This window comes from Streptomyces sp. NPDC048639 (genome assembly GCF_043199075.1).
Classification (GTDB): domain Bacteria; phylum Actinomycetota; class Actinomycetes; order Streptomycetales; family Streptomycetaceae; genus Streptomyces.
This window is the reverse complement of sequence record NZ_JBICVP010000004.1, coordinates 94,003-120,576: the sequence shown is the minus strand read 5'-3', so window position 1 is coordinate 120,576 and position 26,574 is coordinate 94,003. Positions and strand designations below refer to the sequence as shown.

At 72.6% G+C, this 26,574-nt stretch carries 23 protein-coding genes; 7 read left to right on the top strand and 16 right to left on the bottom strand.

Annotation, left to right across the window (positions count from 1 at the left end; all coding sequences use genetic code 11):
* Positions 1-9 precede the first annotated feature (9 nt).
* From ACGFNH_RS12375 to ACGFNH_RS12330, 10 genes are all read right to left on the bottom strand, one after another.
* Entirely contained in the window at positions 10-933 is a 924-nt protein-coding gene (locus ACGFNH_RS12375; RefSeq protein ID WP_393653028.1) for an LLM class F420-dependent oxidoreductase, read from the bottom strand.
* Positions 934-971: 38 nt separating this feature from the next.
* Positions 972-1,463: a DUF6099 family protein gene (locus ACGFNH_RS12370; protein ID WP_393653027.1), complete on the bottom strand. Its 492-nt coding sequence runs from the start codon at positions 1,461-1,463 to the stop codon at positions 972-974.
* A 139-nt stretch (positions 1,464-1,602) separates the two neighbouring features.
* On the bottom strand, positions 1,603-1,989 hold the full coding sequence (locus tag ACGFNH_RS12365; protein WP_393653026.1) for a nucleotide pyrophosphohydrolase: 387 nt from the start codon (positions 1,987-1,989) through the stop codon (positions 1,603-1,605).
* Positions 1,986-3,230: an AAA family ATPase gene (locus tag ACGFNH_RS12360; RefSeq protein ID WP_393653025.1), complete on the bottom strand. Its 1,245-nt coding sequence runs from the start codon at positions 3,228-3,230 to the stop codon at positions 1,986-1,988. The genes ACGFNH_RS12365 and ACGFNH_RS12360 overlap by 4 nt, the downstream gene beginning before the upstream one ends.
* Positions 3,231-3,304: 74 nt before the next feature.
* A complete protein-coding gene (locus ACGFNH_RS12355) occupies positions 3,305-3,709 on the bottom strand; it encodes a cell division protein SepF (RefSeq protein WP_393653024.1) in 405 nt (134 codons plus the stop codon).
* Positions 3,710-3,978: 269 nt separating this feature from the next.
* On the bottom strand, positions 3,979-5,397 hold the full coding sequence (locus ACGFNH_RS12350; RefSeq protein WP_393653023.1) for an alpha/beta hydrolase family protein: 1,419 nt from the start codon (positions 5,395-5,397) through the stop codon (positions 3,979-3,981).
* An 80-nt stretch (positions 5,398-5,477) separates the two neighbouring features.
* Entirely contained in the window at positions 5,478-5,780 is a 303-nt protein-coding gene (locus ACGFNH_RS12345) for a hypothetical protein (protein WP_393653022.1), read from the bottom strand.
* 330 nt (positions 5,781-6,110) lie between these two features.
* Positions 6,111-7,646 carry an aldehyde dehydrogenase family protein gene (locus ACGFNH_RS12340; protein WP_393653021.1) on the bottom strand — a complete coding sequence of 512 codons (1,536 nt, stop codon included), beginning with the start codon at positions 7,644-7,646 and terminating at the stop codon, positions 6,111-6,113.
* Positions 7,647-7,697: 51 nt separating this feature from the next.
* Complete coding sequence (locus ACGFNH_RS12335) at positions 7,698-9,089, bottom strand: 2-oxoadipate dioxygenase/decarboxylase family protein (RefSeq protein ID WP_393653020.1); 1,392 nt, start codon at positions 9,087-9,089, stop codon at positions 7,698-7,700.
* 32 nt (positions 9,090-9,121) lie between these two features.
* Positions 9,122-10,297 carry an NAD(P)/FAD-dependent oxidoreductase gene (locus ACGFNH_RS12330; RefSeq protein ID WP_393653019.1) on the bottom strand — a complete coding sequence of 392 codons (1,176 nt, stop codon included), beginning with the start codon at positions 10,295-10,297 and terminating at the stop codon, positions 9,122-9,124.
* A 168-nt stretch (positions 10,298-10,465) separates the two neighbouring features.
* Here ACGFNH_RS12330 and ACGFNH_RS12325 point away from each other — a divergent pair, with 168 nt between their 5' ends.
* Entirely contained in the window at positions 10,466-11,410 is a 945-nt protein-coding gene (locus tag ACGFNH_RS12325) for a LysR family transcriptional regulator (RefSeq protein ID WP_393653018.1), read from the top strand.
* Between the two features lie 192 nt (positions 11,411-11,602).
* Positions 11,603-13,174, top strand: a complete 1,572-nt coding sequence (locus ACGFNH_RS12320; protein ID WP_393653017.1) for an amino acid permease — start codon at positions 11,603-11,605, stop codon at positions 13,172-13,174.
* Here ACGFNH_RS12320 and ACGFNH_RS12315 read toward each other — a convergent pair.
* Positions 13,150-14,061, bottom strand: coding sequence for a LysR substrate-binding domain-containing protein (locus ACGFNH_RS12315; protein ID WP_393653016.1), 912 nt, complete (start codon positions 14,059-14,061; stop codon positions 13,150-13,152). The two genes, ACGFNH_RS12320 and ACGFNH_RS12315, sit on opposite strands and share 25 nt — an antisense overlap.
* A 194-nt stretch (positions 14,062-14,255) precedes the next feature.
* Between ACGFNH_RS12315 and ACGFNH_RS12310 the strand changes: the two genes are divergently transcribed.
* From ACGFNH_RS12310 to ACGFNH_RS12300, 3 genes are all read left to right on the top strand, one after another.
* The gene (locus tag ACGFNH_RS12310; protein ID WP_393653015.1) at positions 14,256-17,153 is read left to right on the top strand and encodes an FAD-binding and (Fe-S)-binding domain-containing protein; all 2,898 of its coding nucleotides are present in this window, start codon (positions 14,256-14,258) and stop codon (positions 17,151-17,153) included.
* Between the two features lie 68 nt (positions 17,154-17,221).
* Entirely contained in the window at positions 17,222-18,370 is a 1,149-nt protein-coding gene (locus ACGFNH_RS12305; protein WP_393653014.1) for a Glu/Leu/Phe/Val dehydrogenase, read from the top strand.
* A gap of 202 nt (positions 18,371-18,572) precedes the next feature.
* Positions 18,573-19,448, top strand: coding sequence for a glycosyltransferase family 2 protein (locus ACGFNH_RS12300; RefSeq protein ID WP_393653013.1), 876 nt, complete (start codon positions 18,573-18,575; stop codon positions 19,446-19,448).
* Between the two features lie 237 nt (positions 19,449-19,685).
* On the opposite strand, the gene ACGFNH_RS12295 is transcribed toward ACGFNH_RS12300, so the two are convergent.
* Together ACGFNH_RS12295 and ACGFNH_RS12290 are read right to left on the bottom strand one after the other, a co-directional pair.
* A complete protein-coding gene (locus tag ACGFNH_RS12295) occupies positions 19,686-20,567 on the bottom strand; it encodes a diacylglycerol kinase (RefSeq protein WP_393653012.1) in 882 nt (293 codons plus the stop codon).
* A complete protein-coding gene (locus ACGFNH_RS12290) occupies positions 20,564-22,171 on the bottom strand; it encodes an FAD-binding oxidoreductase (RefSeq protein WP_393653011.1) in 1,608 nt (535 codons plus the stop codon). Before ACGFNH_RS12290 ends, ACGFNH_RS12295 begins: the two co-directional genes overlap by 4 nt.
* 17 nt (positions 22,172-22,188) lie before the next feature.
* On the opposite strand from ACGFNH_RS12290, the gene ACGFNH_RS12285 reads away from it, so the two are divergent.
* Positions 22,189-22,779, top strand: a complete 591-nt coding sequence (locus tag ACGFNH_RS12285; RefSeq protein WP_393653010.1) for a TetR/AcrR family transcriptional regulator — start codon at positions 22,189-22,191, stop codon at positions 22,777-22,779.
* Positions 22,776-24,311, top strand: a complete 1,536-nt coding sequence (locus ACGFNH_RS12280) for a glycerol-3-phosphate dehydrogenase/oxidase (RefSeq protein WP_393653009.1) — start codon at positions 22,776-22,778, stop codon at positions 24,309-24,311. Before ACGFNH_RS12285 ends, ACGFNH_RS12280 begins: the two co-directional genes overlap by 4 nt.
* A 131-nt stretch (positions 24,312-24,442) precedes the next feature.
* On the opposite strand, the gene ACGFNH_RS12275 is transcribed toward ACGFNH_RS12280, so the two are convergent.
* The 3 genes from ACGFNH_RS12275 to ACGFNH_RS12265 form a co-directional block, all read right to left on the bottom strand.
* Positions 24,443-25,129 (bottom strand): HAD family acid phosphatase, encoded by a 687-nt coding sequence (locus ACGFNH_RS12275; RefSeq protein ID WP_393653008.1) that lies wholly within the window; start codon positions 25,127-25,129, stop codon positions 24,443-24,445.
* 239 nt (positions 25,130-25,368) lie between these two features.
* On the bottom strand, positions 25,369-26,142 hold the full coding sequence (locus ACGFNH_RS12270) for an FAD:protein FMN transferase (protein WP_393653007.1): 774 nt from the start codon (positions 26,140-26,142) through the stop codon (positions 25,369-25,371).
* A complete protein-coding gene (locus ACGFNH_RS12265) occupies positions 26,135-26,572 on the bottom strand; it encodes an FMN-binding protein (protein WP_393653006.1) in 438 nt (145 codons plus the stop codon). The genes ACGFNH_RS12270 and ACGFNH_RS12265 overlap by 8 nt, the downstream gene beginning before the upstream one ends.
* Positions 26,573-26,574 lie beyond the last annotated feature (2 nt).

Genomic DNA, 26,574 nt, shown 5'->3' with positions numbered 1-26,574 from the left:
GACGGCTCCTCAGCCGAGCTGGGACTGCACCTGCGAGGAGATGAGCTCCAGGTGGTCGAGGTCGTGGAGGTCGAGGATCTGGCAGTAGATCCGGGAGGAGCCGGCCGCCGCGTACCGCCCGATCCTGTCGACGACCTCGGCGGGGGAGCCCGCGAGCCCGTTCTCCTTCAGCTCGTCGACCTCCCTGCCGATCGCCGCGGCCCGGCGGGCCACCTCGGCATCGTCCCGGCCGACGCAGACGACCAGCGCGTTGGAGTACACGAGGTCGTCGCCCGGGCGGCCGATGGCCTCCGCGGCCGCCCTGACCCTCCCGAACTGCTGCTCGCTCGCTTCGGCGGAGACGAACGGGACGTTGAACTCGTCGGCGTACTGCGCGGCGAGCTTCGGCGTGCGGGAGGCACCCATGCCGCCGATCAGCACCGGCACCTTGGGCTGCGCGGGCTTGGGCAGCGCGGGCGAATTCTCGAGCTGGTAGTACCTGCCGTGGTGGCTGAAGGTCTTGCCCACCTCCGTGGCCCACAGGCCGGTCACGATCTCGAGCTGCTCCTCCAGGCGCGCGATCTTCTCCTTGGGGAACGGGATGCCGTACGCCGTGTGCTCTCCCTCGAACCAGCCTGCGCCCAGGCCCAGTTCCACCCGGCCGCCCGACATCTGGTCGACCTGGGCGACCTGGATGGCGAGCACCCCGGGCAGCCGGAAGGTCCCGGCGGTCATCAGCGTGCCGAGCCGGATCCGCCGCGTCTCGCGGGCGAGACCGGCCAGGGTGATCCAGGCATCGGTGGGGCCCGGAAGACCGTCCACCGAGCCCATGTGGAGGTAGTGGTCCGAGCGGAAGAAGGCGTCGAATCCGAGGTCCTCGGTGGCCTTGGCGACGGAGAGCAGGGTCTCGTAGCTCGCCCCTTGCTGGGGCTCGGTGAAGATGCGGAGGTCCATGCATCCATCCTGCACCGCCGGTGCGGATCCGCGGCGCCTCAGGACGGTTCCGCGGCAACATCGGGACGGTTCGCCGCGATGTCCGGCTGCAGCCGCTCACGGGCGTCCAATTGCCGCAACAACCCCCGCACCCGGTCGCTCGACTCGTCGGCGGCGTCGATGGCCTCGACGCACTGCCAGTAGAGCATCTCCTCGTCCGCCCCGCAGGCCACCGCCACCAGCGCTATCCCCACTTCGCCGAGCAGCCCGCCGAGGTCCAGCAGGGCGCTGCGCGGATCCTGCACCCCCGTCAGCTCGGTCGCGCGCGCACGGCCCGCGGGAGGACTGCGGAGCGCTCGGCAGGCCCTGCCGCCCGCCTCGCTCAACCCCCGCGCCTCCGACCGCAGTTCCAGCGGGCCGTTGACCGCGAGATGGCTGCCCACGGCCTCCGCCAGCGCCTGTGCCTGCCACGCCTCGGCCACGATGTCCTGGACGTGCCGCGTCCGCGCCAGGGCATGGCGGGTGGCTCGGATCAGTCCAACCGCATCCATCCGCACGTCCCCCTTACGCTCCGTGCCGACCTCCGGCCGAGGTCGTCACCCAACCACTACCCAGCGTGATGGACAATCATCGGAAAAGCCAGGGGGATTCCGAATTTTGGGACAACTAAGCGCTGTCATGGGCGTGTACTCACTCCGGAGAGTGACGATGAGGCCGCTCACTCTGCGAAACCGGGAAGCGGCGCTCGTTCCGGTCGATCTTCGCCGACAGGGCGGCGAGCGCATCGATCCCCAACACCTCGCAGAACTGCAGCAGATAGGCCATCACATCCGCCACCTCGTCGGTCACCCGGTGAGCGTTCCCCGGATCCTCCATCACCCGCGCCGACTCCTCGGGCGTGAGCCACTGGAAGATCTCCAGCAGCTCCGACGCCTCGACGCTCAGCGCCGCCGCCAGGTTCTTCGGCGTGTGGTACGGCCCCCAGTCGCGCGCCGCCGCGAACGCTGCCAGCCTGCGCTGCAGCGACGCCGGATCGCCGGGGCCGTGTCTCCGGGAGGTCTCGGATGCCTCGTTCACACCCCCAGGTCTACCACCGACACCCCCGCGACCGCCGCGGCCGGCCCCGCGTCCCGCACCGACCCCACCAGCCGTACGTGCCCGCGCCGCCCCATCCGTACGGCCAGCGCGAGGAGTTCGCGGGCCTGCCGCGCGTCCAGGCAGCGGTCCAGGCCGTCGGCGAGCACCGTCATTGCCTGCTGCGCCGGCAGCACCTCCGCCGCCGGGTCCATCTCCAGCACACCGGGCCCGGTCAGCAGCACCAGCGCCAGGGCCAGATATCTCAACTCCCCGTCGCCCAGCCGCCCGACGGGCGTGATCCCCTGTGCTCCCCGGTCCAGCACGGCCCGTACGGTCCCGTCCCCCAGCCACTCGACGGTCAGGTCCTCCACCGCGCCCGTGCAGCCGGCGCGGCAGGCGGCGATCAGGGCCGCGTGCCGGGTCGCGCACTCCGCGCGCGTACGCCGCAGCACCTCGGCCAGATTCCCGCAGCCGCGCCACAGCCGGCCCTCCCCCACCGCGACCGGCGCGCGCATCGTCTCGGGCAGCGGGTCGCAGACGAACGCCGCACGCAACGCCACCACGGCCTGCTCCGCGGCTGCCAGCACCAGGCGCTGGCCGGCCGTCTTGCCGGCGACGCGCAGCGGCAGCAGCGCCGTACCCAGCCGGTCGTCCGGCAGCGGGGCCCGCGTCACCGGTACGGAGCCCGCGGTGTGCCAGGCCGCCTGGACCGTACGGCGCCCCGGGTCGCGCAGCGCGGTGGACAGCAGGACCTGCCCGTCGCATGTCAACCGCTCGCCCACCACCCGCAGTTCGGGCTCGGCCTGGACCGCGACATCGAGGCGGACCACACCCGCGGGCCCCGTGACCGTGCAGCCGATCCGGAAGCCGCGGCGGTGCTGGGCGTCCGGCCGGGCCCACTCGGGCACACACGCCGCTGCATCCGGGAACACCTCGCCGAGCGCGGCGCCTCCGCCGAGCCGCGACAGCGCCGCGTACGCCTCCAGGGCGGTGGACTTACCGCTGCCGCTGGGGCCGGCTAACACGGTCAGCGGCCCCAGCGGGAAGGCGGCTCCACGATGCGACTTGTAGGAGGAGAGCCGCAGTTCGGTCACGGTCGGGCGGTCGGCCCGGACCGCGGCGGCGCTGTCCCCGACCGGGACGGAGGCGGCTCTGGTGACCGGGGCGGTGGTGGTGGAGGAGGAGGAGGTGCGGTCGGCAGGGGCACCGGCGACGATGCCGCAGACGTGGGATGTATCCATGACCGGACCGTAAGCAGGGGCGGATCAGCGGAACCGTTCCACCGCCCCGCCCTTCCCACGATCGGGGTACCCGGTCAGTCGGCGGCTGCCGCCGCCCCCAGGCGGGGCTCCTCGACCTCCATCCCCGACGGGGTCAGCAGAAAGACGTTGGTGTCCACGCGGTGCATCCGCGCGCCCAGACCGAACGCGACACCGCTGGCGAAGTCGAGAACGCGCTTGGCGACCTCCGGCTCCGCGGCCGTGAGATCCACCAGCACCGGCGACTGCTCCATCAGGCAGTCAGCGACCTCCCGCGCGTCGGCGAAGCACTGCACCCTGAGCACCACGAAGCGCCGGTCCTGCTCGGTCTCCGCCTGCGGCTGTCCCCGGCCCGGCAGCGTGGGTTCGCCCGGCCAGGACGGCCAGGCGTCACTGCCGCGCAGCGGGACCACATCGGCAAGCCCCTCCCACTGTTCATCGGTGACGTCATGCCTGTTCACCGGACCTCCCCGTGGATGAGCTCACTGGTTATCACCATCCCGCCAACCTTAGTGACCGCGGTCCGATGATCGGGCGGAGCGACACCGGGCCACCCGTAGGTGTGACGTGGGCCATGTCCCGTCGACGCCGCCCGAGGGCCGTCACCAGCCGTAGGACGCCACGACGTTGCACCGGTGCGGTGGAAGTCACATGGCTCTCAAAGGAGTTGGGCCGCCCCCTGAAAGGGGGCGGCCCAACTACCGGCCGGGCGCAGGGCCGGCCGCGGCTGTCATACGTGCAGGGTACGGTCCAGCCAGTCGAAGACCGTCTCGCAGTGGGTCTGCGGCGCCATCGGCGAGCAGTGGAGCTGCGCCCCCTGCGCGCGCGTGAGCTTGATGTACTTCTTGGGCGAGCGGAGCAGGTTGTACATCTCCCTCGGCTGCCCCGGGTAGAACTGCTCGTCGTCGTAGTCCAGAACGAGCGTCGGGCACTGGATCTGCGGCACGACGTTGGTGATGTCGAGCGCGATGACCGCCTGGGCCGGGGTCCAGAAGTCCGTGAAGATGCGCCCCTGCCGGGCGGCGCGCATCACGGCGGGGTCGAACGGCTCGAACCGCTTCTTGAGGGGGAAGGCCAGCTCGGGGGTGAGCGTCGGCACGATCTCCTCGTTCCAGTACCGGTTGGTCTCCGCCTTGGTCGGCTTGAGGATCTCCCGCACCTCGGGCGGGAACGCCAGCCACGGCGACAGGCAGCCGGGCATGGAGGCCAGTGCGGCGATGCGGTGCTCGAAGGCGGCGGCCTGTCCGACGAGGTCGCCGCCCATGCTCAGCCCGGTGAGGGCGATGCGGCGGTGGTCGACATCGCTGCGCTGGGTCAGCCAGTTGACCAGCGGGGTCACCACATGGTCCCAACGCCTGGTGAACGGGATCTGGTTGACGAACAGCATCTGGCCCTGCCCCGGACCGTCGTAGACCAGTGCGTTCCACCCGCGCGCGAGGGCGGCCGGAACACCGTAGGTCCACATGTCGACGTTCTGGCCGTCGCTTCCGTTCGTGAGGATGACCGTGGGGCGGGGCCTGCCGCTGGTGTCGGGGCGGAAGAGCCAGACCGGCATCTTCACCTTGCCCCAGTTCACCGTCGTCTGCAGGGCGGCCGGGACCCACTGCCGGGCGAAGGTGTCCCACTGCTCCCGGGTCGCCCAGTAGAGGTTCTCCTCGGCGCCCGGGTCGTCGGTGCCCAGGACGTAGAACAGCGCCTGGGCGTAGTACTGGGACGCACGGATCGCCTGGGCGCGCTGTGTTTCGGTCTGTTCCCTCGCACCCGCCGCGGCGGCCGACTTGGCCAGCCGGCGGCCCCAGGAGCGGAACGTGTCGGTGTAGGTCTGGTTGCTCAGGCCCGCCGCGTTGATGGCGTTGACGGCCGTGAGGACCTCACCGACTTCCGAGGAGCCGTACCCGGCGGCACCGAGCGCCAGGAGGCCGGTGAAGTTGAACCCGGGGTCGTCGAAGAGCTGCATCACCCCGGGGGTGGGGTTGCCGGCGGGCTCGGACGGGGTCGAGGGGCCCGCGGAGAGGGGCGTGGGAGCGGCGGCGAAGGCCGTGCCGCCGACCGCCGCGGTGACGGCGGCCGCACCGGCTCCCGCGGCGAGCCCCCGGAGGGCAACACGCCTGGTCAGGTCCTGTCCTGAAGGTGTGGAAGCGTTGGTCATCTCCGCACCGTAGGAGCTGTGGAGCCTGCCCTCGGGCCGCCACTCGTGCCCTGCTCCGAATGGCCCGCGCCCCGCACTCCTTACGCGCCGCCCGGAAGACCCTGGTCCTCGGTCGACAGACGCGCGGCATGGCCGGATCTGATCGTCTCGACGGCCTTCTGGTGCACGGCCCTGCCGGTGAGCTCGTCGCCGGCATGGATCGGGCTGCCGGTCACGGTGTACCAGTCCTCCGCACCGGTGTACTGGACGGCCACCGCCGCCTCCCCCTCCAGCCACGTCGTGTGGACGGTGAGGTCGCCGGTGATGGCTCCCACCTCGTCGGTCATGACGCCGCCCCGGCCGGAGATCACGCCGGCAGTCGTCCAGGTCGCCCAGGTGTCCACGGTTCAGACCTCGCATCGTGCGGGGACGGGTTCCGGGGCACCGCCGGCGGAGCGGCGACGCGCATCGCCCGCGATCTGCCGGTGGTGGAACAGCGCGGCTCGGGCCGGGTCGCTCGGGCCCGGCTGCCGACGACAAGGGGCTGTGTACAAGGCAGCCATCTTGCTATTTTCACCCCGGTCCCGCCAGATTGCACCTCCTGGGACCGGACCCGTTGCTCCGCGGGGATCCGGAGGCCGTACGCGCCGCTCCGCGGCCGCCCCACCCGCCGGAGAACCGCCCCGCCCGCGGGCAGTACCGGGACGGGGCGGGCGGGCCGGGCGAAGGCGGGATCAGAGGAAGCTGACGTTCTGCGCGAGCGCCAACTCGCTGGAGTAGTTGATGGTGTTGGTCGCCGGGCGCATGTACGCGCGCCAGGAGTCGGACCCGGACTCCCGTCCCCCGCCGGTCTCCTTCTCGCCGCCGAAGGCCCCGCCGATCTCGGCCCCCGAGGTGCCGATGTTGACGTTCACGATGCCGCAGTCCGAGCCCTCCGCGGACAGGAAGCGTTCCGCCTCCTGCTGGTCGCGGGTGAAGATGCTGGACGAGAGCCCCTGCGGCACGTCGTTGTGCAGGTCAATGGCCTCCTCCAGGGTGTCGTAGGTCAGGACGTAGAGGATGGGCGCGAAGGTCTCCTCGCGAACAACCCCGGTCTGCTGCTCCATCCGGACGATGGCGGGCTCCACGTACGCGGCCCGCGGTGCCGTACCGGACGCGCGCCGGCCGCCGCCGACGAGGACCGTGCCGCCCTCGGCGCGCGCCCGGGTCAGCGCGTCCTCCATGGCCTCCTGGGCCCGCTCGGAGATGAGCGGCCCGACCAGGGTGCTCTCCTCGAACGGGTCGCCGATCGGGAGCTTGCGGTACGCGGTGGTGAGCCGGTCGACGAGGGTGTCGGCGAGGTCGCGGTGGACGATGAGGCGCCGCAGCGTCGTACAGCGCTGTCCGGCCGTGCCCGCCGCGGCGAACACGATGCCCTGGACCGCCAGGTCGAGATCGGCGGACGGGGCGACGACGGCGGCGTTGTTCCCGCCGAGTTCCAGCAGGCTTCGCCCGAAGCGGGCCGCGACCCGCGGTCCGACCTCGCGGCCCATACGGGTCGACCCGGTCGCGCTGACGAGCGCCACCCGCCGGTCGTCGACGAGCCGTTCGCCCAGGTCCCGGTCGCCCAGCAGCAGGCCGTGCACAGCAGCGGGGGCGCCGACGTCCTCGGCCGCGCGGGCCAGCAGCCGGCTGGACGCGAGCGAGATCAGCGGGGTGAGCTCGGAGGGCTTCCAGACCGCGGTGTCGCCGCAGACCAGGGCGACGGCGGTGTTCCACGACCACACCGCGGCCGGGAAGTTGAACGCGGAGATGACGCCGACGACGCCGAGCGGGTGCCAGGTCTCGGCGAGGCGGTGGCCGGGGCGTTCCGAGGCGATGGTGCGCCCGTAGAGCTGGCGGGAGAGGCCCACGGCGAAGTCGCAGATGTCGATCATCTCCTGGACCTCGCCGAGCGCCTCCGAGCGGATCTTGCCCGCCTCGACGGTGATGAGGTCGGCGAGGTCGCTCTTGTGCTCGCGCAGCAACTCGCCCAGGCGCCGCACGAGTTCACCGCGGCGGGGAGCCGGGGTGACGCGCCAGGTGCGGAACGCCTCGGCGGCCGCCCGGATCGCCTCGTCCGCCTCGGCGTCGGTGGTGGCCCGCAGACCGAAGAGGTCCTCGCCGGTGATCGGCGTCCGCGCCGCGAAGTCGCTTCCCTCCGGCACTTCGGCGCCCACGCGCCGCAGGGCCGCGATCGCCCGCTCGCGCAGATCGTCGGTGCTGGGAAGGGTGACGTCATTGCCGGTCATGAGGGGTGGTCCTTTCGGGGTTTCCGTATGGGTGGACGGTGTGCGGCGGCGTCAGGCCGTGGGTGGGCCCGGCAGGTCCAGGTCCCGGGCCACCTGCTCCAGGGACCGGTTCTGCTGCCGCTCGTACAGGGAGAAGGGATCGAGCACCTCGCGGCCGACGGCGCCGGAGAGCCAGTCGCTGTCGTAGCGGACGGCGGAGTGGCTGTCGTTGCGCGAGCCCTGGTCGCTGAGGTTGGACTGGAAGATGCCCGCCGCCGAACGGGGCAGGAAGTCCTCGTAGACGATGGGCCTGGCCTCCACCCAGCCCTGGTCGAGGAGTTCGGCCAGGCCGGCGGGGGGCGGGCTGCCGTCCCGGGGGCGACCGGGCACCGGGTGGTAGGTGAAGAACGCCCGGCCGGAAGCGGCCAGTTCGCGTTCGGTGGCGGGGAGTTTCTCCTCCCACAGGGCGCGGGCGATCTCCTGGCGGTCCCCGCCGTCCTTCGCCGCCCGGTCGTCGATACGGGTGAGCAGGTCGTCGTAGAGCGCCCTGCCCTGCCGGGTCAGGGCGATGCCGCGCGCCTCGACCTCGCCGAAGCGCACCCGCAGGGCCCCGCTGGTCACCTGGCCGTCCGCTGAGCGCATGGGGCGGGGTTCGGCCAGCGCGCGGAAGGAGGTCTGGCGCAGCAGGACGTCGGGGCCGTCCCAGCGGGGCGGGCCCTGGATGGTGTCGATCATGGTGACGCCGCGCTCGGTCATCCGGCGGTAGAGCTCGTCGATGTTCAGGACGCGCGGGGTGAGGTGGTTGATGTGGGTGCTGCGGACGCCCCCGATGTCCGCGGCGACGGCGGAGACGCGCTCCAGGGTCTCGTACCAGCCCTGGTCCAGCGGCTCGGTGGACAGTTCGAAGGCCCGGACGGCGAGGTGGAGGAAGCGCCCGGCCTCGGCGTCGGGCAGCTCGCCCTCGGCCTCGGCCCGGTCGGCGAGGGCGAGCAGCTCGGGCGGGAAGAGCTGCCGCTCGGCGAGGAACCGTTCGAGGCGCTCGCGCAGTTCGGTGTCGAAGAACCGGGGGTCGGCGGGGGTGAGCATCGAGGTGAAGACGCGGAACGGGTTGCGCGCCAGCTCCTCGGCGTCGACCGGGCGGAAGGCGGTGGAGACCACGGGCACGGCGCTGGAGGCGGCCTCGCGCAGATCGTAGAAGCCGACCGGGCGCATGCCCAGGGCGCCGAAGATCCGGGCGACCTGGTTCAGTTCGTCCGGGGTGCCGACCCGGATGGCGCCGTGGCGCTCGGCGGTGACGCGGCTGATGGAACCGAGGCGTTCGGCGCCGGCGCCCTCGGCGCGCAGTACGTCCTCGTTGACCTCGCGGGAGACATCGACGAGCGTCGTGTACGCGGGCACCTCCCGTCCGTACATCTCGGAGAGCCGGTGCGCGAACGCCGCGCGCAGTTGCCACTGGCTGAACATGGGCTGGTCTCTGCCTTTCGGTGGGGTACGGCTCACACGATGTGGGCTTCGGGACGGATATCGGCACCGGCGGTGAAACGGTCGACGGCGAGCGGGGTGACGTCCACGGCCGGCGTACGGTCCAGGTGCAGGTCGCGCACGATCTCGCCGACGGCCGGGGCCTGGAGGAAGCCATGGCCGGAGAATCCGGTGGCGTAGAGGAAGTTCTCCGGTGAACGGGCCCGCCCGATCAGGGCGTTGTGATCGGGGGTCACCTCGTAGAGCCCGGCCCAACCGCCGGAGGTCTCCATGTCCGCGAGGGCGGGCGCGCGGCGGCGGGCCGCGGCGCGGAAGAGGTCCATCCACCCGGGGGTCCAGGTGGTGTCGAACCCTTCCTCCTGGTCCGGGTCGGCGAGCCCGAACAGCAGTCCGTCGTCGCTGTTGTGGAAGTACGCGCTGGAGGCGAAGTCGATGGTGAAGGGGATCCGCGGGGCCGGGGGGTCGAGCGGTGCGCTGAAGGCGAGCTGGCGCCGTACGGGCCGCACCGGCAGTTCGACCCCGGCCATCCGGCCGATCCCGGCCGACCACGCCCCGGCCGCGCAGACGACGGTGGAGCAGCGGACCGGGCCGCGGCTGGTGTGGACGACTCTCACCCGCTCGCCGGTGGTGTCGATGCCGGTGACGGTGGTGTGCGGGGCGATCACCGCACCGGCCGCGGCGGCGGCCGCGGCGTAGCCCTGGACGACGAGCCCGGGGCGGGCGTGGCCGTCGGCCGGGGAGTAGGCGCCGGCGAGCAGGCCGTCGGTGGCGGCGTACGGGCACAGGCGCTGCGCCTCGGCGGGGCCGATCATGCGGCTGGGGACGCCGAGTTCGTTCTGGATGGCGACGCTGATCTCGAAGTCGGCGGCGTGCTGCTCGGTGGTCAGCAGGAACAGATAGCCCACGGTGTCGAGGGTGATGTCCGCGCCGGGGCGGCGGGGGAAGTCACGGTACGCGCGCAGGCTCCGGTCGCCGATCTCGATGTTCAGCGGGTCGGAGAACTGCGCGCGGACCCCGCCGATGGGCTTGCCGGAGCTTCCGCTGCCCAGGGCACCCTGCTCGACGACGACGATGTCGGTGATCCCGGCCTCGGCGAGATGGAAGGCGATGCTGGTGCCCATGACCCCGCCGCCGATGATCACCACCTCGGCGGACGGAGGGAGCGGGCCGGGCGTGGGTGAGATGGACAAGACCGATCCCTCTCTGTGGCCGGCCGGGGTGCGCGAGGGGTTCGCGGGGTCCGGCGCGGGCTGGCATGACGGAGGAGGTTGCTGATCAGCGGCTCCGGGCCATCGTGCATCCCGCCGACCGTTGACGTCCATGAACGGTTTTTCCACTCGACCTATTAGCGTGGCTGTATGGAGTGGACGAGTGCTCAGCTGCGGTCGCTGGTCGAGCTGCCCCGCCGGGGCACCATCACCGCGGTGGCCCACGCCCTCGGCTACACCCCCGGCGGCGTCTCCCAGCAGATCGCGGCGCTGGAGAAGGCGACCGGGATGCGGCTGCTGCGCAAGGTCGGGCGGCGGGTGGAGCTCACGGACGCCGGGGTCACCCTCGCCGCGCACGCCGAGCGGATCCTGGCCACCGAGGCCGAGGCCGTCGAGGCGCTGGAGCGGGCGCGGGGCGACATCGCCGGCGTCCTGCACGTGGGGCTGTTCGCGACCGCCGCGGCCGAGATCCTGCCGCTGGCGCTCCGGCGGGTCCGCGAACGGCACCCGGCCCTGAGCGTGCACAGCCAGGACATGGACGTCGACGAGGTCTTCGACGCCGTCGCCGCCGGGGCCGTCGACCTCGCGCTCGGCCTGGACTATCCGGATGTCCCCATCCCCCGCGACCCGGCCCTGCGGCTGCGCCGCCTGTACCGGGAGCGGTTCTCGCTGGCCGTACCGACCGGGACGATGCCCGGCTCCGGCCCGGTCGCGCTCGCCGACACCCGCGACCTCGGCTGGATCCTGCCGGCGGCCGACACCTACTACGGGCGCGCGGTGCGGACCGCGTGCCGTCGGGCGGGCGTCGAGCCCGACGTACGGCATGTGGTGACCGATACGGCGGCGACACTGGCGCTGGTCGAGGCGGGCATCGGGGTATCCACGGTGACGGACCTGATGCTGCGGCTGCGTGCGTCGGCCTTCGACGTGGTGCCGCTCCGGGAGGAGTTCGAGCGCCATATCGTCGTCGTGGTCCGGGCCTCGGCGGAGTCCCGGCCGACGGTGACGGCGCTCGTCGACATCCTGCGCGAACTCGCCGGTGACGAACAGCTCGGCGACGGGCGGCAGTTGGGCGGTCCCGGCGCCGGGAGCTGAATCTCCTCCCCCGTCCCGCCCCGCGAGCAGGCTCAATCCTTCTTGCCCTCAGGCCGGGAAGGTGTCGCTCTGCGAGGTCTTCTCCCGCCCGCGCGCCGTGGGCAAGGTGTCCAGCCATGTGGTGACCCGCTCCCCACGACGGCCGCCGTCAAGGGCCCGCCGTCAGCCGGACGACCGGACAAGGAAGAGACGATGTCCCCGAACAGCACCTCACGTTCGACACTGCCGGATCTGCTGGGACGAGGCCCGCGAGGCATCTTCCGGCGCACCCTGCCCTCCGAACAGCCCGCCGGGGAGCGCATGGTGCGCACCCTCGGCCTGACCCAGCTCACGATGATCGGGATCGGCGCGATCATCGGCGCGGGCGTCTTCAGCCTGGCCGCGGCCGTCGCCCGGGACGTGGCCGGCCCCGCGGTCGTGATCTCCTTCCTCGTCGCCGGTGCGGCCTCGCTGTGCGCGGCCTTCGCCTACGCCGAGTTCGCCGGGATGGTGCCGAAGGCCGGTTCCTCGTACACCTATTGCGCCGCCGTCCTCGGGGAGGTCGTCGGCTGGATCGTGGGCTGGGACCTGCTGCTGGAGTACACCGCGATCGTCGCCGTGGTCGCCATCGGCATGTCCGGCTACGTGGGGTTCCTGCTGGAGGCGGTGGGCCTCGATCTGCCCACCTGGGCGCTCGGCGCGCCCGGCACCGGGGAGGGGCACCGGATCGACCTCGTGGCCGTGCTGATCTGCCTCGGTGTGGCCTGGCTGCTGACCCGCGGCACGCGCACCTCGGCCCGGGTCGAGACCGTGCTGACGATCGTCAAGATCGCCATCGTGCTGGTGGTGGTGATCGTCGGCATGACCAAGGTGAACACCGGGAACCTGGATCCGTTCGCCCCCTTCGGGCTCAGCGGCGCCTTCACCGGGGCCGCTACGGTCTTCTTCGCCGTCTTCGGTTACGACGCGCTGAGCACGGCCGCCGAGGAGTCCGTCGAGGCCCGGAGCAAGCTGCCCAAGGCGATGCTGCTGTCGCTCGGCATCTCGATGGTGCTGTACGTGCTGGCCTGTGTGGTGCTGACCGGCATGCAGCACTACTCCGACCTCAACCCCACCAGCGGATTCTCCAGCGCTTTCCAGAGCGTGGGGCTCTCGGGGCTGGCCAATGTCATCGCGGTGGGCGCGGTCATCGGGATCGTGACCGTGACGTTCTCGTTCATGATGGGCGCCTCCCGGCTGTGGTACGCGCTCAGCCGGGACGGGCTGATGCCCGCCTGGTTCGGCGCCATCCACCCCCGTACGAGGATCCCGCACCGCGCCACCTGGCTGATCGGCATCATCTCCGCCGTCCTGGCCGGGCTGCTGCCGATCAACGCCGTCGCCGAACTCACCAACATCGGCGTGCTGCTGGCCTTCGTGGTGGTCTCCGCCGCCGTGCTGGTCCTCCGGTACACCAAGCCCCATCTGCGCCGCGGGTTCCGCTGCCCCGGCATGCCCGTGGTACCGGTGCTGGGCATTGTCTTCTCGGTCTGGCTGATGTCGTTCCTGCGCTGGGAGACCTGGCTGCGGCTGGGCGCCTGGCTGCTGGTGGGGCTGGCGATCTACGCGCTGTACGGCTACCGCAGGACGCGCCGGGTGATGCCGGGGGGTTCGGTGGACCTGGACGCGCTGGACGAACTCTCCGACACCGACGGGCCCGAGGACGCCGAGGGACCGGGCGACAACGGTGCCGGCGGGCGAAGCACCTCTGCGCCTCCGCCTCAGGAGCCGACCGGCCGCACATGAGCGGCATCGCCGGGAGCCGCACGGCGCAGCGCGGTGAGCACCGCGGGGAGCAGCGGATTGCTGTTGGCCCCGCGGTGCAGCGCCACGACGCGGCGGAAGGCGGAGCGCCGCCCGAGGCGGGTGGCGAGGATCCGCTCGTCCTCCACGTGCCCGAGCGCGGGCACGACCGCGACGCCGAATCCCGCGGAGACCAACTCCCGTACGACGTCGTAGTTGTTGCTGCGGAAACCGACGGCGGGGGTGAATCCCGCCGCCGCGCACAGCCGGTTCAGGGAGAGCGCCCCGGCCGTGCCCTCCCGGCTGGTCACCCAGCGCGCCCCGGCGAGGGACGGCAGCTCCGCGGCCAGGTCGCTGTCGCGCGGGCGCAGGAGCAGCAGGTCCTCGCGGAGGACGGGGTGGGCGGTGAGTCCGTCGGGCCACTGGCGGGGGCTGAGCCCGTACTCATAGGCGAGGGCCACGTCCAGATCGCCGCCCGCGAGGGGCCCGAGGAGTTCGTCGGGCTCGCCCTCCTCCAGCCGGATCTCCGCCCGGGGGTGCGAGGCGGCGAAGGCGGTGAGGGCGGCGGGGACGAGCCGGACGCTGGCGGTGGGGAAGCTGCCGAGCCGCAGACGCCCGGCGGTACCGGTGGCCAACTCCCGTACGTGATGGTCCAGATCGTCCAGGGCGGCCAGCACCCGGGCGCCGGCGTCGACGAGGCGGTGGGCGGCGGCGGTGGCCCGGATGCCGTGGGCCTCGCGCTCGAAGAGGACGAGGCCGGTGTCCTTCTCCAGGGCGGCGATCTGCTGGGAGATCGCGGAGGAGGTGTAGCCGAGCTCCCGGGCGGCGACGGCGAACGACCCGCTCCGGCACACGGCGCGCAGGGTGAGCAGATGGACGGGCTTGAGCATGCCGGCTCCTCGGGACGGTCCGGTGCGGTCGGCGCTGCGGGTGCAACCCCTGGCTCAAGGGTAAGACCTGCTTGGCCTGGGGCGCGCATTCTGTCGGGCTGCTGGCTCTTGTCGCTGCGGTGACCGGCCTCCAGGGTGGAGTGGGCCCGGCGGACGGTCGCCGGGCCGGACCCCCCCCGAAGGAGCGAGCACACGTGGCGACGACTGCTGAGGCCGGCGGCCGGATCCCCGACCCGGCGGCGGTCGCCGGAGCCCTGGCGCTCGCGGACTGCGGCGAGGTCTCCTCCGACGCGGGCCGACGGGCCCAGTACGCCTCGGACGCCTCCAACTACCGCCGGGTGCCGCTGGCCGTGGTCTTCCCCCGCCACCGCGAGCAGGTGATCAACGCGGTCGCCGTCTGCCGCCGGCTCGGCGTCCCCGTCACCTCGCGGGGAGCCGGGACGAGCACCGCGGGCCAGGCCGTCGGCCCCGGCGTCGTCCTGGACTTCTCCCGCCACATGGGCCGGGTGCTCTCGCTCGACCCGGGAGCGCGGACCGCGACCGTCGAACCGGGGACCGTGCTGGACGACCTCCAGGCCGCGGCCGCCGGACACGGTCTGCGGTTCGGCCCGGATCCCTCGACGCACAGCCGCTGCACGGTGGGCGGCATGATCGGCAACAACGCGTGCGGTTCGCACTCGGTGGCCTGGGGCCGGACCGTGGACAACGTCGTCGAGCTGGAGGTGCTCACCTACGGGGGCGCCGTCCTGACCGTCGGCGAGATGACCCCGGCCGAGATCGAGGCCGCTGTCGCCCAGGGCGGCGAACGGGGCCGGCTCGTCGCCGCCCTCCACGACCTCGCCCGCGGCAACCTGGAGACCCTGCGGACCTCACTGGCCCGCTTCCCCCGCCAGGTCTCGGGCTACGGTCTCGAACACCTTCTTCCCGAGCGCCGCTTCAACCTCGCCAAGGCCCTTGTGGGCAGCGAGGGCACCTGCGCGGTGATCCTCTCCGCGACGGTCGCCCTGATCGCCCCGCCGCCCGAACGAGCGCTGGTGGTCCTCGGGTTCGACGACGCCTGCGCCGCCGCGGACGCCGTACCGGACCTGCTGCGCCACCCCCTGCTGGCCCTGGAAGGGCTCGACACCGCCCTGACGGACATCGTCACCCGGCCGTCCGTACGGGAGGCGATCGACAGCCTGCCCCCGGCAGGGGCCTGGCTGTTCGCCGAACTCGGCGGTCGTACGGACGGCGAACTCACCGCGACGGCAGCGGCGTTGAGCGCGGCCGCACGGGAGGCGAAGGGATGCACCGGCGCCGAGACCGTCACCGATCCCGTACGGGCACGGGCACTGTGGCGGATCCGGGAGGACGGGGCCGGGCTCGCGACCCGCCTGCCCGACGGCTCGGAGGCATGGCCCGGGTGGGAGGACGCGGCGGTGCCGCCCGACCGGCTGGGGTCCTATCTGCGGGGCTTCACCCGTCTCCTGGACCGGCACGGTCTGCGCGGCGCGGTGTACGGGCACTTCGGCGAGGGCTGTCTGCACGTACGGATCGACTTCGACCTCACCACCGAGCACGGCACTGCCGTCTTCCGCGCCTTCGTCACCGAGGCCGCCCGGCTCGTCGCGGAGCACGGCGGCTCGCTCTCCGGCGAACACGGTGACGGGCAGGCCCGCTCCGAGCTGCTGCCCCTGATGTATCCGCCGGAGGTCATCGCCCTGTTCGAGCGGTTCAAGGACGCCTGGGATCCGCAGAACGGGCTCAACCCCGGCATGATCGTGCGCCCGCTTCCCATGGACGCGGACCTGCGGACCTCCCCGCGCCGCACCCCTCTCCCCCTCGCCACCGTGTTCCCCTTCCCCGCCGACGACGGCGACTTCGCCAAGGCCACCCGCCGCTGCGTCGGTGTCGGCAGATGCCGTACGGCCCGGCCGGGCGGCGGTGTGATGTGCCCCAGCTACCGCGTCACCCGGGACGAGAAGGACTCCACCCGCGGACGGGCCAGGCTGCTGTACGAGATGACGCAGGGCGAGGTCATCACCGACGGCTGGCGGTCGGCCGAGGTCCGCGACGCCCTCGATCTGTGCCTGTCCTGCAAGGGGTGCAGCGCCGACTGCCCCGTCGGCGTCGACGTGGCCACGTACAAGTCCGAGTTCCTGCACCACCATTACCGCCGCCGGCTGCGCCCGGCATCCCACTACTCGATGGGCTGGCTGCCGCTGATCGCCCGGGCGGCGGCCCGCGCCCCCCGCGCCGTCAACGCCCTCACCTCCTCCCGGGCCACCGCGCCCCTGCTCAAGCGGCTCGGCGGGATCGCGCCCGAGCGCACGATCCCGCCGTTCGCTCAGCAGACCTTCCTGGACTGGTTCCGCGACCGGGCCCCGCGGGGCAGCGGCGCCCGCGGGCCGGTGGTGCTCTGGGCGGACTCCTTCAACAACCACTTCACACCCGGAGTTCTCCGGGCCGGCGTCGCCGTCCTGGAGAGCGCGGGCTACCGCGTCCGGGTCCCGGACGGCACCCAGTGCTGCGGACTGACCTGGATCACCACGGGCCAGCTCGGCGTCGCCCGCCGGATCGGCCGGCGTACGGTCCGCTCCCTGGCCTCCGCCGTGGAGGAGGGCATACCGGTCGTCGGGCTGGAGCCGAGCTGCACAGCGGCCCTGAGAACCGACCTCCCCGAGCTCCTCGACGGGGACCCCGCCGCCCGCGCCCTGGCCGCCTCCACCCGTACCCTCGCCGAACTCCTGGAGTCCGGCGCCCCGGACTGGGCGCCACCGCGGGTCGAGGCGGACTCCCTCAGCCAGACCCACTGCCACCAGCACGCCACCTCGGGCTTCGGCGCCGACGCCGCGCTGCTGCGCCGGATGGGTGTGGACAACACCGTGTCGGAATCGGGCTGTTGCGGTCTCGCGGGCAACTTCGGCTTCGAACGCGGGCACTACGAGGTGTCGGTCGCCGCGGGCGAGCAGGTCCTGCTGCCCGCGGTGCGCTCCGCCCCGCCCGGCACCGTCGTCCTCGCCGACGGCTTCAGCTGCCGTACCCAGATCGCCCAGCACGGCGGCCGGGAGGCGACCCACCTCGCCGAGCTGATCGCCCGCGCGCTCCCGTGAACCCTCGCACCTCCCCTCCCGCGCAACCGATGCGCGCACCGATGAAGGAAGAAGGAAGGACCCGCACCGTGACCGACTCGCTCTCGCTCGTCGACGACTGGGGCCCCGAGAAGATCGTCGTCGTCTCCCACCGGCGTACCGGCATGAAGGGCGTGCTGGTCATCGACAACACCGCGCGCGGCGTCGGCAAGGGCGGGACCCGGATGGGCCCCACGGTCACGGTCGGCGAAGTCGCCCGCCTGGCCCGGGTGATGACGTGGAAGTGGGCCGGTGTCGACCTCTTCTACGGCGGGGCCAAGGCCGGGATCGTCGCCGACCCGGCGGCACCGGACAAGGAGGCGGTCCTGCGCGCGTTCGCCCGGGCGCTGTCCAACGAGGTCCCCCGGGAGTACGTGATGGGCCTGGACATGGGGCTGACCGAGGACGACGCCGCGATCATCCAGGACGAACTGGGCGACCGCGGCGCCGCGGTGGGCACTCCCCAGCATCTCGGCGGCGTCGCGTACGACAAGCTCGGCGTCACCGGGTACGGCGTCGCCGAGGCCGCGGACGCCGCCGCCGGGACGCTGGGCCTTCCGCTCTCCGGATCGCGCGTCGCCCTCCAAGGCTTCGGCGCCGTCGGCGCCGCGGCGGCGCAGCGCTTCACCGAACTGGGCGCCGGGGTCGTCGCCGTCTCCACCGCCCACGGCACCCTCCACGCCCCCGCCGGGCTCGACGTCCCCGCGCTGCTGCGCGCCCGGGAGGCGTACGGAGACCACTGCCTGGCCCACTACGAGGGTGGGACGGCCCTGCCGTCCGACGCCGAACTCACCGTTGACTGCGAGGTTCTGGTGCCTGCCGCGCTCCAGGACGTCATCGACGACGACACCGCCCACCGGATCAAGGCGCGCCTGGTCGTCGAGGGCGCCAATCTGCCCACCTCGCCGTCTGCGCAGACCGTGCTGGCCGCACGTGGAGTGACCGTGGTCCCGGACATCGTGGCCAACGCCGGCGGCGTGGTGGCGGCGGCGTTCGCGATGGACGGACGCTACTCCGGCTTCCGGCCGGAGACGCCGCAGATCTTCCGGGCCGTCTCCTCCCGGCTCCGGGCCAACACCACGACGGTGCTGGAGGAGGCGGCACGGCGCAACGTCACACCGCACGACGCGGGGCGCGGCCTGGCCGAGGAGCGGGTGCGGGCCGCGATGGTCAGCAAGGGCCGTATTCCCCGGGGTTGACCCTCCCAGAAGGCGAGGAACTCGGCCAGGTCCGCATCTTCCAGTTGCTCGTCCGGGCTGCCGTGCAGCGTCCCTGGTGCGGGAGCGGTCCCGTAGTCACTTGGGCGGATGGACGGCATGAGTCCTTCTGCGTCCGGCAGTGGCCGCTACCGGAGCCGGATACCATCGCGGACACCGGCCCTGAGGAACGGAGAGTTCATCCGTGCGTCATCTGCGCGTCGGCGTTGCCGTGCTGACGATGGGGAATCGGCCCGCTGAACTGGCCGACCTCCTCGACTCGGTCGCCGAGCAGGACACACCTGCCGCACGGGTGGTGGTCGTCGCCAATGGCGCACCACTGCCGCCCCTTCCCGAAGCGGTTACGGGGGTGGAGCTCGCGGAGAACCTGGGCATCGCAGGGGGCCGGAACGCCGCCCTGGCCCGGCTCCGGGAGTTCGGTGACATCGACATCGTGGTAGACCTCGACGACGACGGATTGCTGATCAGCACTGACGTCTTCACCCGGCTCGTCCACCTCTATGAGGCCGACCCGGGACTGGGCATCGTCAGTTTCCGCATTGCTGACGAACGCGGTCGCACGCAGCGTCGGCATGTTCCCCGGCTACGGGCCGGGGACCCGATGCGCGGCGGCTTGGTGACGACCTTCCTCGGCGGCGGACACGGCTTGTCGATGCCTATGCTCCAGCAGATCGGTGGCTGGCCCGAGCCGTTCTTCTACGCCCACGAGGAGACCGATCTGGCGTGGCGAGCCCTGGACGCGGGATGGAAGGTGCTCTACGAACCGCAGCTGGTTCTGCAGCACCCCTGGACTTCGCCGACCCGCCACGCGGTCTACTTCCGCATGGTGGCCCGAAACCGGGTGTGGCTGGCCAAGCGCCACCTTCCGGCCCTCCTCGTGCCCCTCTACCTCGGCGTCTGGACCGTGTTGACGGTGGTACGCACACGGTCTCTGACAGGCCTGCGAGCCTGGGCGGCAGGCTTTGCCGAGGGCCTGCGTGAGTCATGCGGCCCCAGGCGGCCCATGCGGTGGACCACGGTGTGGCGGATGACCCGCCTGGGGCGCCCTCCCGTCGTCTAGGCCGCCGCTGCCTCACCCTCGACCAGAGCCGGCTCCCCCTTCGGGTGCTGGACGGGGTCGCCAGGATCGAGGCTTCTGCCCCACCTCTCGGTCGTCACCGGCGCTGCTCAGCGCGGCGCATGCGCCGGCGACCACCTCGCTTCGGCCGTCCGGCCCTGAAGCAGGGCTCGATCCGATCCCCTTGCACGTCGGTCAGCGGCACATCGGACCAACGTCCGGCCGGTCTGCACGGACCACTTACCCCGGTGTCATCACCGCGACCGCCCGCGGGACACAGGTCACCTGCGCGGGCAGATCGCCCACGAGCTCCCCGTCGGCGTACCCGAAGACACCCGGTGAGTCGATCTCCACCGTGCGGGCCGTGTAGGTCCGCACCCGGGGGTGCGTGGTGTGTGCGCCCTTGTAGACGCGGGGGAAGACCTTGACCAGTTCGGTCCGTCCCACCGCCTCGACGACCGTGACGGCCAACTGCCCGCTGTCCAGGTCCGCTTCGGGGCACATCTTCATCCCGCCCCCGTAGTACGGGGCGTTCCCGACGGCCACGAGTGTGGCGTCCAGCTCCACGGTGCGTCCGTCCAGGCGCAGCGAGAACGGCAGCGGTCGCAGTTTTGCCAGCTCGGCGAGGATCGCCAGGTTGTAGCGGGCCCGGCCGCGCGGCCAGGACATGGAGTTGGCTCGGTGGGTGACGAGCGAGTCGAAGCCCGAGGTCAGCACCGTCCCGAACCAGCGGTCCCCGCAGCGTCCCAGGTCGACGTACCGGCGTACGCCCTCCACGATCAGGCGCGCCGCGGCCGCCGTGTCGTCGCGCGGGATCCCCAGGGACCGGGCGAAGTCGTTGCCGGTTCCCGCGGGGATGACGGCCAGAGGTGTGTCGGTTCCGGCCACCGCCTGGAGGCCGATGCTGACCATGCCGTCGCCGCCGGCGACGGCGAGCACGTCGACCCCGGACGCAACGCACTCGCGTGCGCCGGCGAGGGAGTCGTCCGCGTCCTTCCCGATGACGACGCCCGTCTGCCAGCCGGCCGAACTCAGGCCCCGTACGGCCTCGTCGGCGGCCCGCCGGGCGGCTCCTCGTCCCGCGGCCGGATTGACCAGCACCGCGGCGCGGCGGCCCGTCATGACGTCGTGGGGATGAGCTTGCCGGGGTTGAGGACGCCGAGCGGGTCCACGGTCTTCTTGACCGCCGCCAGCACCTCCACACCAAGGGGACCGATCTCTGCCTCCATCCACGGGGCGTGGTCGACGCCGACCGCGTGGTGGTGGGTGATCGTGGCGCCGCTCGCGGCGATGGCGTCGCTCGCGCTCCGCTTGGCGGCCCGCCACCGCTTCTCGGGCTCGGCCCCGGCGTCCGTGGCCACGGTGAAGTACAGCGAGGCGCCCGACGGGTAGGCGTGGGAGAGGTGGCAGAAGACCACCGGGGCGGGGCCGTCCGCACCGAGGCTCTCGGTGAGCGCGGCTGTCACGCGCTCCCGCAGCCGGGTGATATCGGCCCAGTTCGCCGCGGTCTCCAGGGTCTCGCTGAGGATGCCGGTGTCCAGCAGCGCGTCCCGCAGGTACGGGCCGGAGAAGCGGGAGCGCCGCCAGTCGCCGGCCGTGTCCTCGCTGAGCGGGGACGCGCCGTGCTCCCGGAGGACGGCGTCGACCGCTGCGCGGCGTTCGGCGATCCGCGTCTCGTTGCCCTCGTAGCCGACGACGGCCAGGCAGCCCTCGGGCGCGGAGGACCCGGCGACAGCGGCGTTGACGAAGGTCTCGGTCTCGTCCGAGATACGGATCGAGGTGGGCAGCGCGCCGGACTGCGCGAGTGCGCGCACCGCAGCGACACCGCGGGCGAAGTCGGGGAACGACCAGGCCTCGTCGCGGCGCCCCTCCGGGACCCTGCGCACGCGCACCGTCACCTCGGTGATGACGCCGAAGGCGCCCTCGGAGCCGAGGAAGAGCTGACGGAGGTCGGGCCCGGCGGCGGACGCGGGGGCACGACCGAGGTCGAGGGTGCCGCGCGGGGTGGCGACGCGCAGCCCGGTCACCATGTCGTCGAAGCGCCCGTACCCGGCGGATGCCTGGCCGGAGGAGCGTGTGGCGGCGTACCCGCCGATGGTGGCGAACTCGTAGCTCTGCGGGTAGTGGCCGAGTGTGAACCCCTCGGCGTTCAGCAGCTCTTCGGCCTCCGGAGTGCGCAGGCCCGCCTCCAGGGTGGCGGTCCCCGACTCGGTGTCCAGCTCGACCAGACGGTCCAGACGGCGCAGGTCGAGGCTGATCAGGGAGGCGAACCGGCCGCGGAGCGGTTCGACTCCGCCGACCACGCTGGTGCCGCCGCCGAAGGGCACGACGGCGATCTGGTGCCAGGCGCAGGCGGCCAGCACCTCCTCCACCTCCTGGTGGGTGCCCGGGCGCACGACGGCGTCGGGGGCGGAGGCGACATCTCCGGCGCGGCGGCGGAGCAGGTCGGGGGTGCTCTTGCCGCCGGTGCGCAGAACGCGCGTCGTGGCGTCGGTGAGCACGTGCTCGGTGCCGACGACGGTGGTGAGGGCCGCGTGGGCGGCGTCGGGCAGAGCGCTCGGGGCGAGCGAGAGGTCGGCCTCCGGAACGGGGGCCTCCGCCTCGGTCGTGACGCTGAGCGCCTGGGTTATCAACTGGCGTACGGAGTCGTTGAGAGTGCGTGCCTGCCCGGGGTCGCCCCAGGCGTTCCAGGCCATCTCACCGACGCGGTGTTGGGGACGAGTCATGGAGTACAGTGTTACACATGACGTCAATGCGTAAAAGAGAGGACGCGATCCTCGACGCAGCCCGGCAGTGCATCGAGGCCTTCGGAGTCCGCCGCACCACGCTCACCGATGTCGCCCGTCGCGCAGGCGTCAGCCGCCCCACCGTCTACCGGCACTGGTCCGACATCTCCTCGCTGGTCGCCGATCTGCTGACCCGCGAACTGCGTACGGTCTTCGACGCCTGCGCCCTGCAGGCGGACGAGGCGACGGCCCGCGAGCGCCTGATCCACCAGTGCGCGGGCACGGTCGGCGCGCTCTGGGCCCACCCCCTCTTCAACCGCTTCGTCGACACCGAGACCGACGTGCTGGCCACGTACGTCTTCCACCGCTTCGGATCCAGCCAGCGCGCGGCACTGGACCTGATCCGCGCCGAGATCGACGCCGGCCGCACCGACGGCTCCATCCGCAAGGACGATGCGGAGCGACTCGCCCGGATCGTCCTGCTCACCGTGCAGTCCGTGGCGACCTCGCGCCGCCTCGTCGCGGACACCCTCACCGACGACCGGCTCCTGGACGAGCTGCGCCTGCTCCTCGACGGATACCTGCGACCGCTGGAGGCAACGCGATGAACCGCCGCCCCGCGAACCGGCCCGGCTCCCTCAACGCCGCGCGGCGCGAACGCTCACTTGACCACCTCACCCACCGGCCCGACATCGACGTCCTCGTGGTCGGAGGCGGTGTCACCGGCACCGGCATCGCCCTGGACGCCGCCTCCCGCGGGCTGAGCGTGGTCCTCGCCGAGCGCCACGACCTCGCCTTCGGCACCAGCCGCTGGAGTTCGAAGCTCGTCCACGGCGGCCTGCGCTATCTCGCCACCGGCGACGTCGGCATCGCGTACGAGAGCGCCCGCGAGCGGGGCCTGCTGATGAGCCGCACCGCGCCCCATCTGGTGCGCGCCCTGCCCATGGTGCTGCCCGTCCACGACGACACCCCGCTCCTGCGGGCGGCCACCACGCGCGCCGGCTTCCTCGCCGGTGACGTGCTGCGCCTCTCCGCCCGCGCCGGGGCCGGCGCCCTGCCGCCCTCGCGCGGGATCTCCGCGGCCCTCACCCTCGCCCTCGCCCCGGCCCTGCGCCCCGCGGGCCTGCGCGGCGGCCAGCTCTCCTACGACGGCCAACTCACCGACGACGCACGGCTGGTGGTGGCGCTGGCCCGCACCGCGGCGGCGCACGGCGCGCACATCGTCACCCGGTGCGCGGCCGTCGAACTGGACGGGAACTCCGCGGAGTTGCGCGACGAACTCACCGGCGAGCCGCTGACCGTCCGCGCGCGGTGCGTCATCAACGCCACCGGCGTCTGGGCCGACACGCTGGCCTCCGGCGTACGGCTGCGGCCCAGCCGCGGCAGCCACATCGTGCTGCCGGGCTCGGCGCTCGGCCACCCGCGGGCCGCGCTGACCGTCCCCGTGCCCGGCGAGACCAACCGCTTCGTCTTCGCGCTGCCGCAGGCCGACGGCCGGATCTACGCGGGCCTGACCGACGAGCCGCTGGACACGCCGGTCCCCGACGTACCCGAAGCGCCGGAGCACGACATCGACTTCCTGCTCGGCGTCCTCTCCGAGGTGCTCGCAGCGCCGCTGACCCGCGAGCACGTCATCGGCACGTACGCGGGGCTGCGTCCGCTGCTGGACTCCGGGACGGGGCGCAGCGCCGACCTCTCGCGGCGGCACGCCGTGCTGACCTCGTCCGCCGGGGTGATCACCGCGGTCGGCGGCAAGCTCACGACGTACCGGGCCATGGCCGAGGACGCCGTCGACGCAGGGCTGGCCAGGGCGGGGCTGGCGGCACAACCCTGCCGTACGCAGTCGCTGCCGCTGATCGGCGCCGTGACTCCCGCCCGGTCGGGGGCCGTTGCGGCCCCGCCGCGGATGGTCGCCCGGTACGGCAGCGAGGCCGCCGCCGTCCTGGCCGAGGCCGCGGACGACCCCGCGCTCCTCGAACCGGTCGCCGCGGGCATCACGGGCGCGGAGCTGCGCTGGGCCGTCCGGCACGAAGGGGCGCTGGACGAGGGCGACCTGCTGGACCGCCGTACGCGCATCGGCCTGGTGCCGGAGGACCGCGAGCGGGCGATGCCGGCCGCGCGGGCGGCGCTCGGCGCCTGACGACCCACCGGCACACGACGCGCCGCCCCTCCCGGAGGAGTCCGGCAGGGGCGGCGCGGTGGTGATCCGGAGAACCGCCCGATCACGCCGGGCAGTTCAGGCGCGCGAGGGCGGAGGCCTGAGGACAGGCCTCAGGACAGGGCGCCGTCGTAGTCGGGAAGCTTGAAGGTCTTCTCGGCGTGACCGCCGGCCATGTCGGTCGGGGTGTTGCCGATATTCGCGATGATCTTGTAGCCCTTGGCCTCGATCTCGGCCCGCTTGGCGGTCTTGTACTTGCTGACCTCCTCGAAGAGGTCGGGCAGATCACGCACGTACAGACCCGAGATCGGGAAACCGGCCTTCTCCAGGTTGTACTTGGTCATCGAGTAGATGATGCCGGGCCGTGCCGTCACGAAGTACACCGCCACACCACGGGACTTGGCGTAGCGCGCGAGGTCCAGAGTCTGCTGGACCGGGGGCGTCGGGTACTCCCAGAAGGGGTGGAAGTGCGTCTCCAGCGAGGTGTTGTCGATGTCGAGGACGATCGCCATCTTCTCGCCGGAGCCCTGGGAGATGCGCTGTTCGAGATAGGGGCGGGCGACGTCGGTCACCGCGCTGACATCGCTCTTCCAGGTCGCGTAGTCGACGTCCGCGAACCCGGCCCGGGCGCCTGCCGCCTGGGACGGCGCCGCCGGCACGGCGTACGTGCTCGGCGCGCTCGCTGCGGCGGCCGGTGCGGATGCGGTGGTGGCCGGCGCCGCGCCGACCGCCGTCACCGAGGTGACAGCCACCGCGGCGACGGATACCGCTATCCGTGTTGTCCAGTTGCGTCCATGCATGGGGGGTTCACTCCTGGGTCGCAGATTCCGACACGGGGAATTCCGGTCCTTCGTGGGTACGTTGAAGGGCCGCTGGCATGCTCACGCTTCATGATGGACGGAAGAAGTCGTTCCGACTACTGGTCGGTAGCGACAAGTTGTTGCCATGGCGCGGACCGGCGGACCCGAGGGATGACATCCCGGTGAAGGGCGCACCGCCGAGAAGTGATGAAGGCCGCACCGTTGGGGAGTCGGTCCCGTCAGACCGTGACGACCGGAACGTGAGCGGGAAACCCCGGAGTCCACCAGGTCGCCGCCTCCGCCGTGACCGCGAACGCCTCCACCCCCGTCATCCGCCCCACCCCCGTACGGGCCTCCTCCCCCATCGCGAACACCGCGGTGGCCAGCGCGTCGACCTCCGTCAGGTGACGGCCCACCAGCGTGACGGAGGCGAGCCCCGCCGCCGGCCGGCCGGTGCGCGGGTCCAGGATGTGATGCCCGCGCTCGGCGGTGCCCGAGGTCGCGACCGCCACATCCCGCCCGGACACCACCGTCGCCAACTCCCCCCGCCGCAACGGGTGCGCGACCCCGACCCGCCAGGGGGTGCCGGGCGCCGCCTCGCCCCGGCACTGGACGTCTCCGCCGCCGTTGACGCTGTGGTCGCGGGCGCCCGCGTCGTACAGCATCTGCGACGCCCGCTCGATCGCCCAGCCCTTGACCATGGCCGAGGGGTCGAGGCGCCCGCCGGCGCGGGCGTCGAACCAGCCGCCGCTGAGCCGGGCCGCGGACCGGCACAGCTCCAGCACGGTGGCCACGTCCGGGTCGCACTCCGCCACGGTCAGCTCCCCCCGGTCCAGCCGGCTGATCTGGCTCTCCGGACGGTAGGTCGAGAAGAGGGCGTCCACCTGGTGCAGCCAGGCGACGGCCTCGGCCAGCGCGCCGCGTACCGCGGGCGTCGCGGGGCCGCGGACGTCGAAGGAGAAGACCGTGCCCATGGCGTGCTCCACATGGCGCAGCCGCTCCTGCTCAGGCATCGGCACGGTCCAACGCGCTCTGCAGGGAGGTGATGTAGCCCTCGCTGGTGTACGTGGCTCCGGAGACGCTGTCGATGTCCGCGGACTGCTCGGTCAGCGTCGCCTGCTTGAGCTTCGGCACGGCGTCGGCACTGGGGCCGCCCTCGTGGACGCCCTGGAGCACATCGACCGCGGCGATCCGGCCCCGGTCCAGCGTGACCTTCACCTGCACCGGCCCGCGTTCGGTGTTCACCGTGTCCCCGGTGAAGGCACCGCTGGCCTCGGCCGCCTCCGGTGAGGCGGACGCCGTGCCGCTCGCCGAGGTGCTGGGGCGCGGCTCGGCGGCAGGCGTTCGCGAGGCGGTTGCCTCCGGCTCCTCGTGGGGCTTCAGCGAGAGCAGCAGGACCAGGCCCGCGACGGTCGCGGTGGTCGTGAGGGCGACTCGTTTCATGA

Bases quoted from the DNA above. Each gene is read 5' to 3' on its own strand.
- ACGFNH_RS12375 (WP_393653028.1), bottom strand. From the start codon at position 933: ATGGACCTCCGCATCTTCACCGAGCCCCAGCAAGGGGCGAGCTACGAG.
- ACGFNH_RS12370 (WP_393653027.1), bottom strand. From the start codon at position 1,463: ATGGATGCGGTTGGACTGATCCGAGCCACCCGCCATGCCCTGGCGCGG.
- ACGFNH_RS12360 (WP_393653025.1), bottom strand. From the start codon at position 3,230: ATGGATACATCCCACGTCTGCGGCATCGTCGCCGGTGCCCCTGCCGAC.
- ACGFNH_RS12350 (WP_393653023.1), bottom strand. From the start codon at position 5,397: ATGACCAACGCTTCCACACCTTCAGGACAGGACCTGACCAGGCGTGTT.
- ACGFNH_RS12340 (WP_393653021.1), bottom strand. From the start codon at position 7,646: ATGACCGGCAATGACGTCACCCTTCCCAGCACCGACGATCTGCGCGAG.
- ACGFNH_RS12335 (WP_393653020.1), bottom strand. From the start codon at position 9,089: ATGTTCAGCCAGTGGCAACTGCGCGCGGCGTTCGCGCACCGGCTCTCC.
- ACGFNH_RS12325 (WP_393653018.1), top strand. From the start codon at position 10,466: ATGGAGTGGACGAGTGCTCAGCTGCGGTCGCTGGTCGAGCTGCCCCGC.
- ACGFNH_RS12320 (WP_393653017.1), top strand. From the start codon at position 11,603: ATGTCCCCGAACAGCACCTCACGTTCGACACTGCCGGATCTGCTGGGA.
- ACGFNH_RS12315 (WP_393653016.1), bottom strand. From the start codon at position 14,061: ATGCTCAAGCCCGTCCATCTGCTCACCCTGCGCGCCGTGTGCCGGAGC.
- ACGFNH_RS12295 (WP_393653012.1), bottom strand. From the start codon at position 20,567: ATGACGGGCCGCCGCGCCGCGGTGCTGGTCAATCCGGCCGCGGGACGA.
- ACGFNH_RS12290 (WP_393653011.1), bottom strand. From the start codon at position 22,171: ATGACTCGTCCCCAACACCGCGTCGGTGAGATGGCCTGGAACGCCTGG.
- ACGFNH_RS12285 (WP_393653010.1), top strand. From the start codon at position 22,189: ATGACGTCAATGCGTAAAAGAGAGGACGCGATCCTCGACGCAGCCCGG.
- ACGFNH_RS12280 (WP_393653009.1), top strand. From the start codon at position 22,776: ATGAACCGCCGCCCCGCGAACCGGCCCGGCTCCCTCAACGCCGCGCGG.
- ACGFNH_RS12275 (WP_393653008.1), bottom strand. From the start codon at position 25,129: ATGCATGGACGCAACTGGACAACACGGATAGCGGTATCCGTCGCCGCG.
- ACGFNH_RS12270 (WP_393653007.1), bottom strand. From the start codon at position 26,142: ATGCCTGAGCAGGAGCGGCTGCGCCATGTGGAGCACGCCATGGGCACG.
- ACGFNH_RS12265 (WP_393653006.1), bottom strand. From the start codon at position 26,572: ATGAAACGAGTCGCCCTCACGACCACCGCGACCGTCGCGGGCCTGGTC.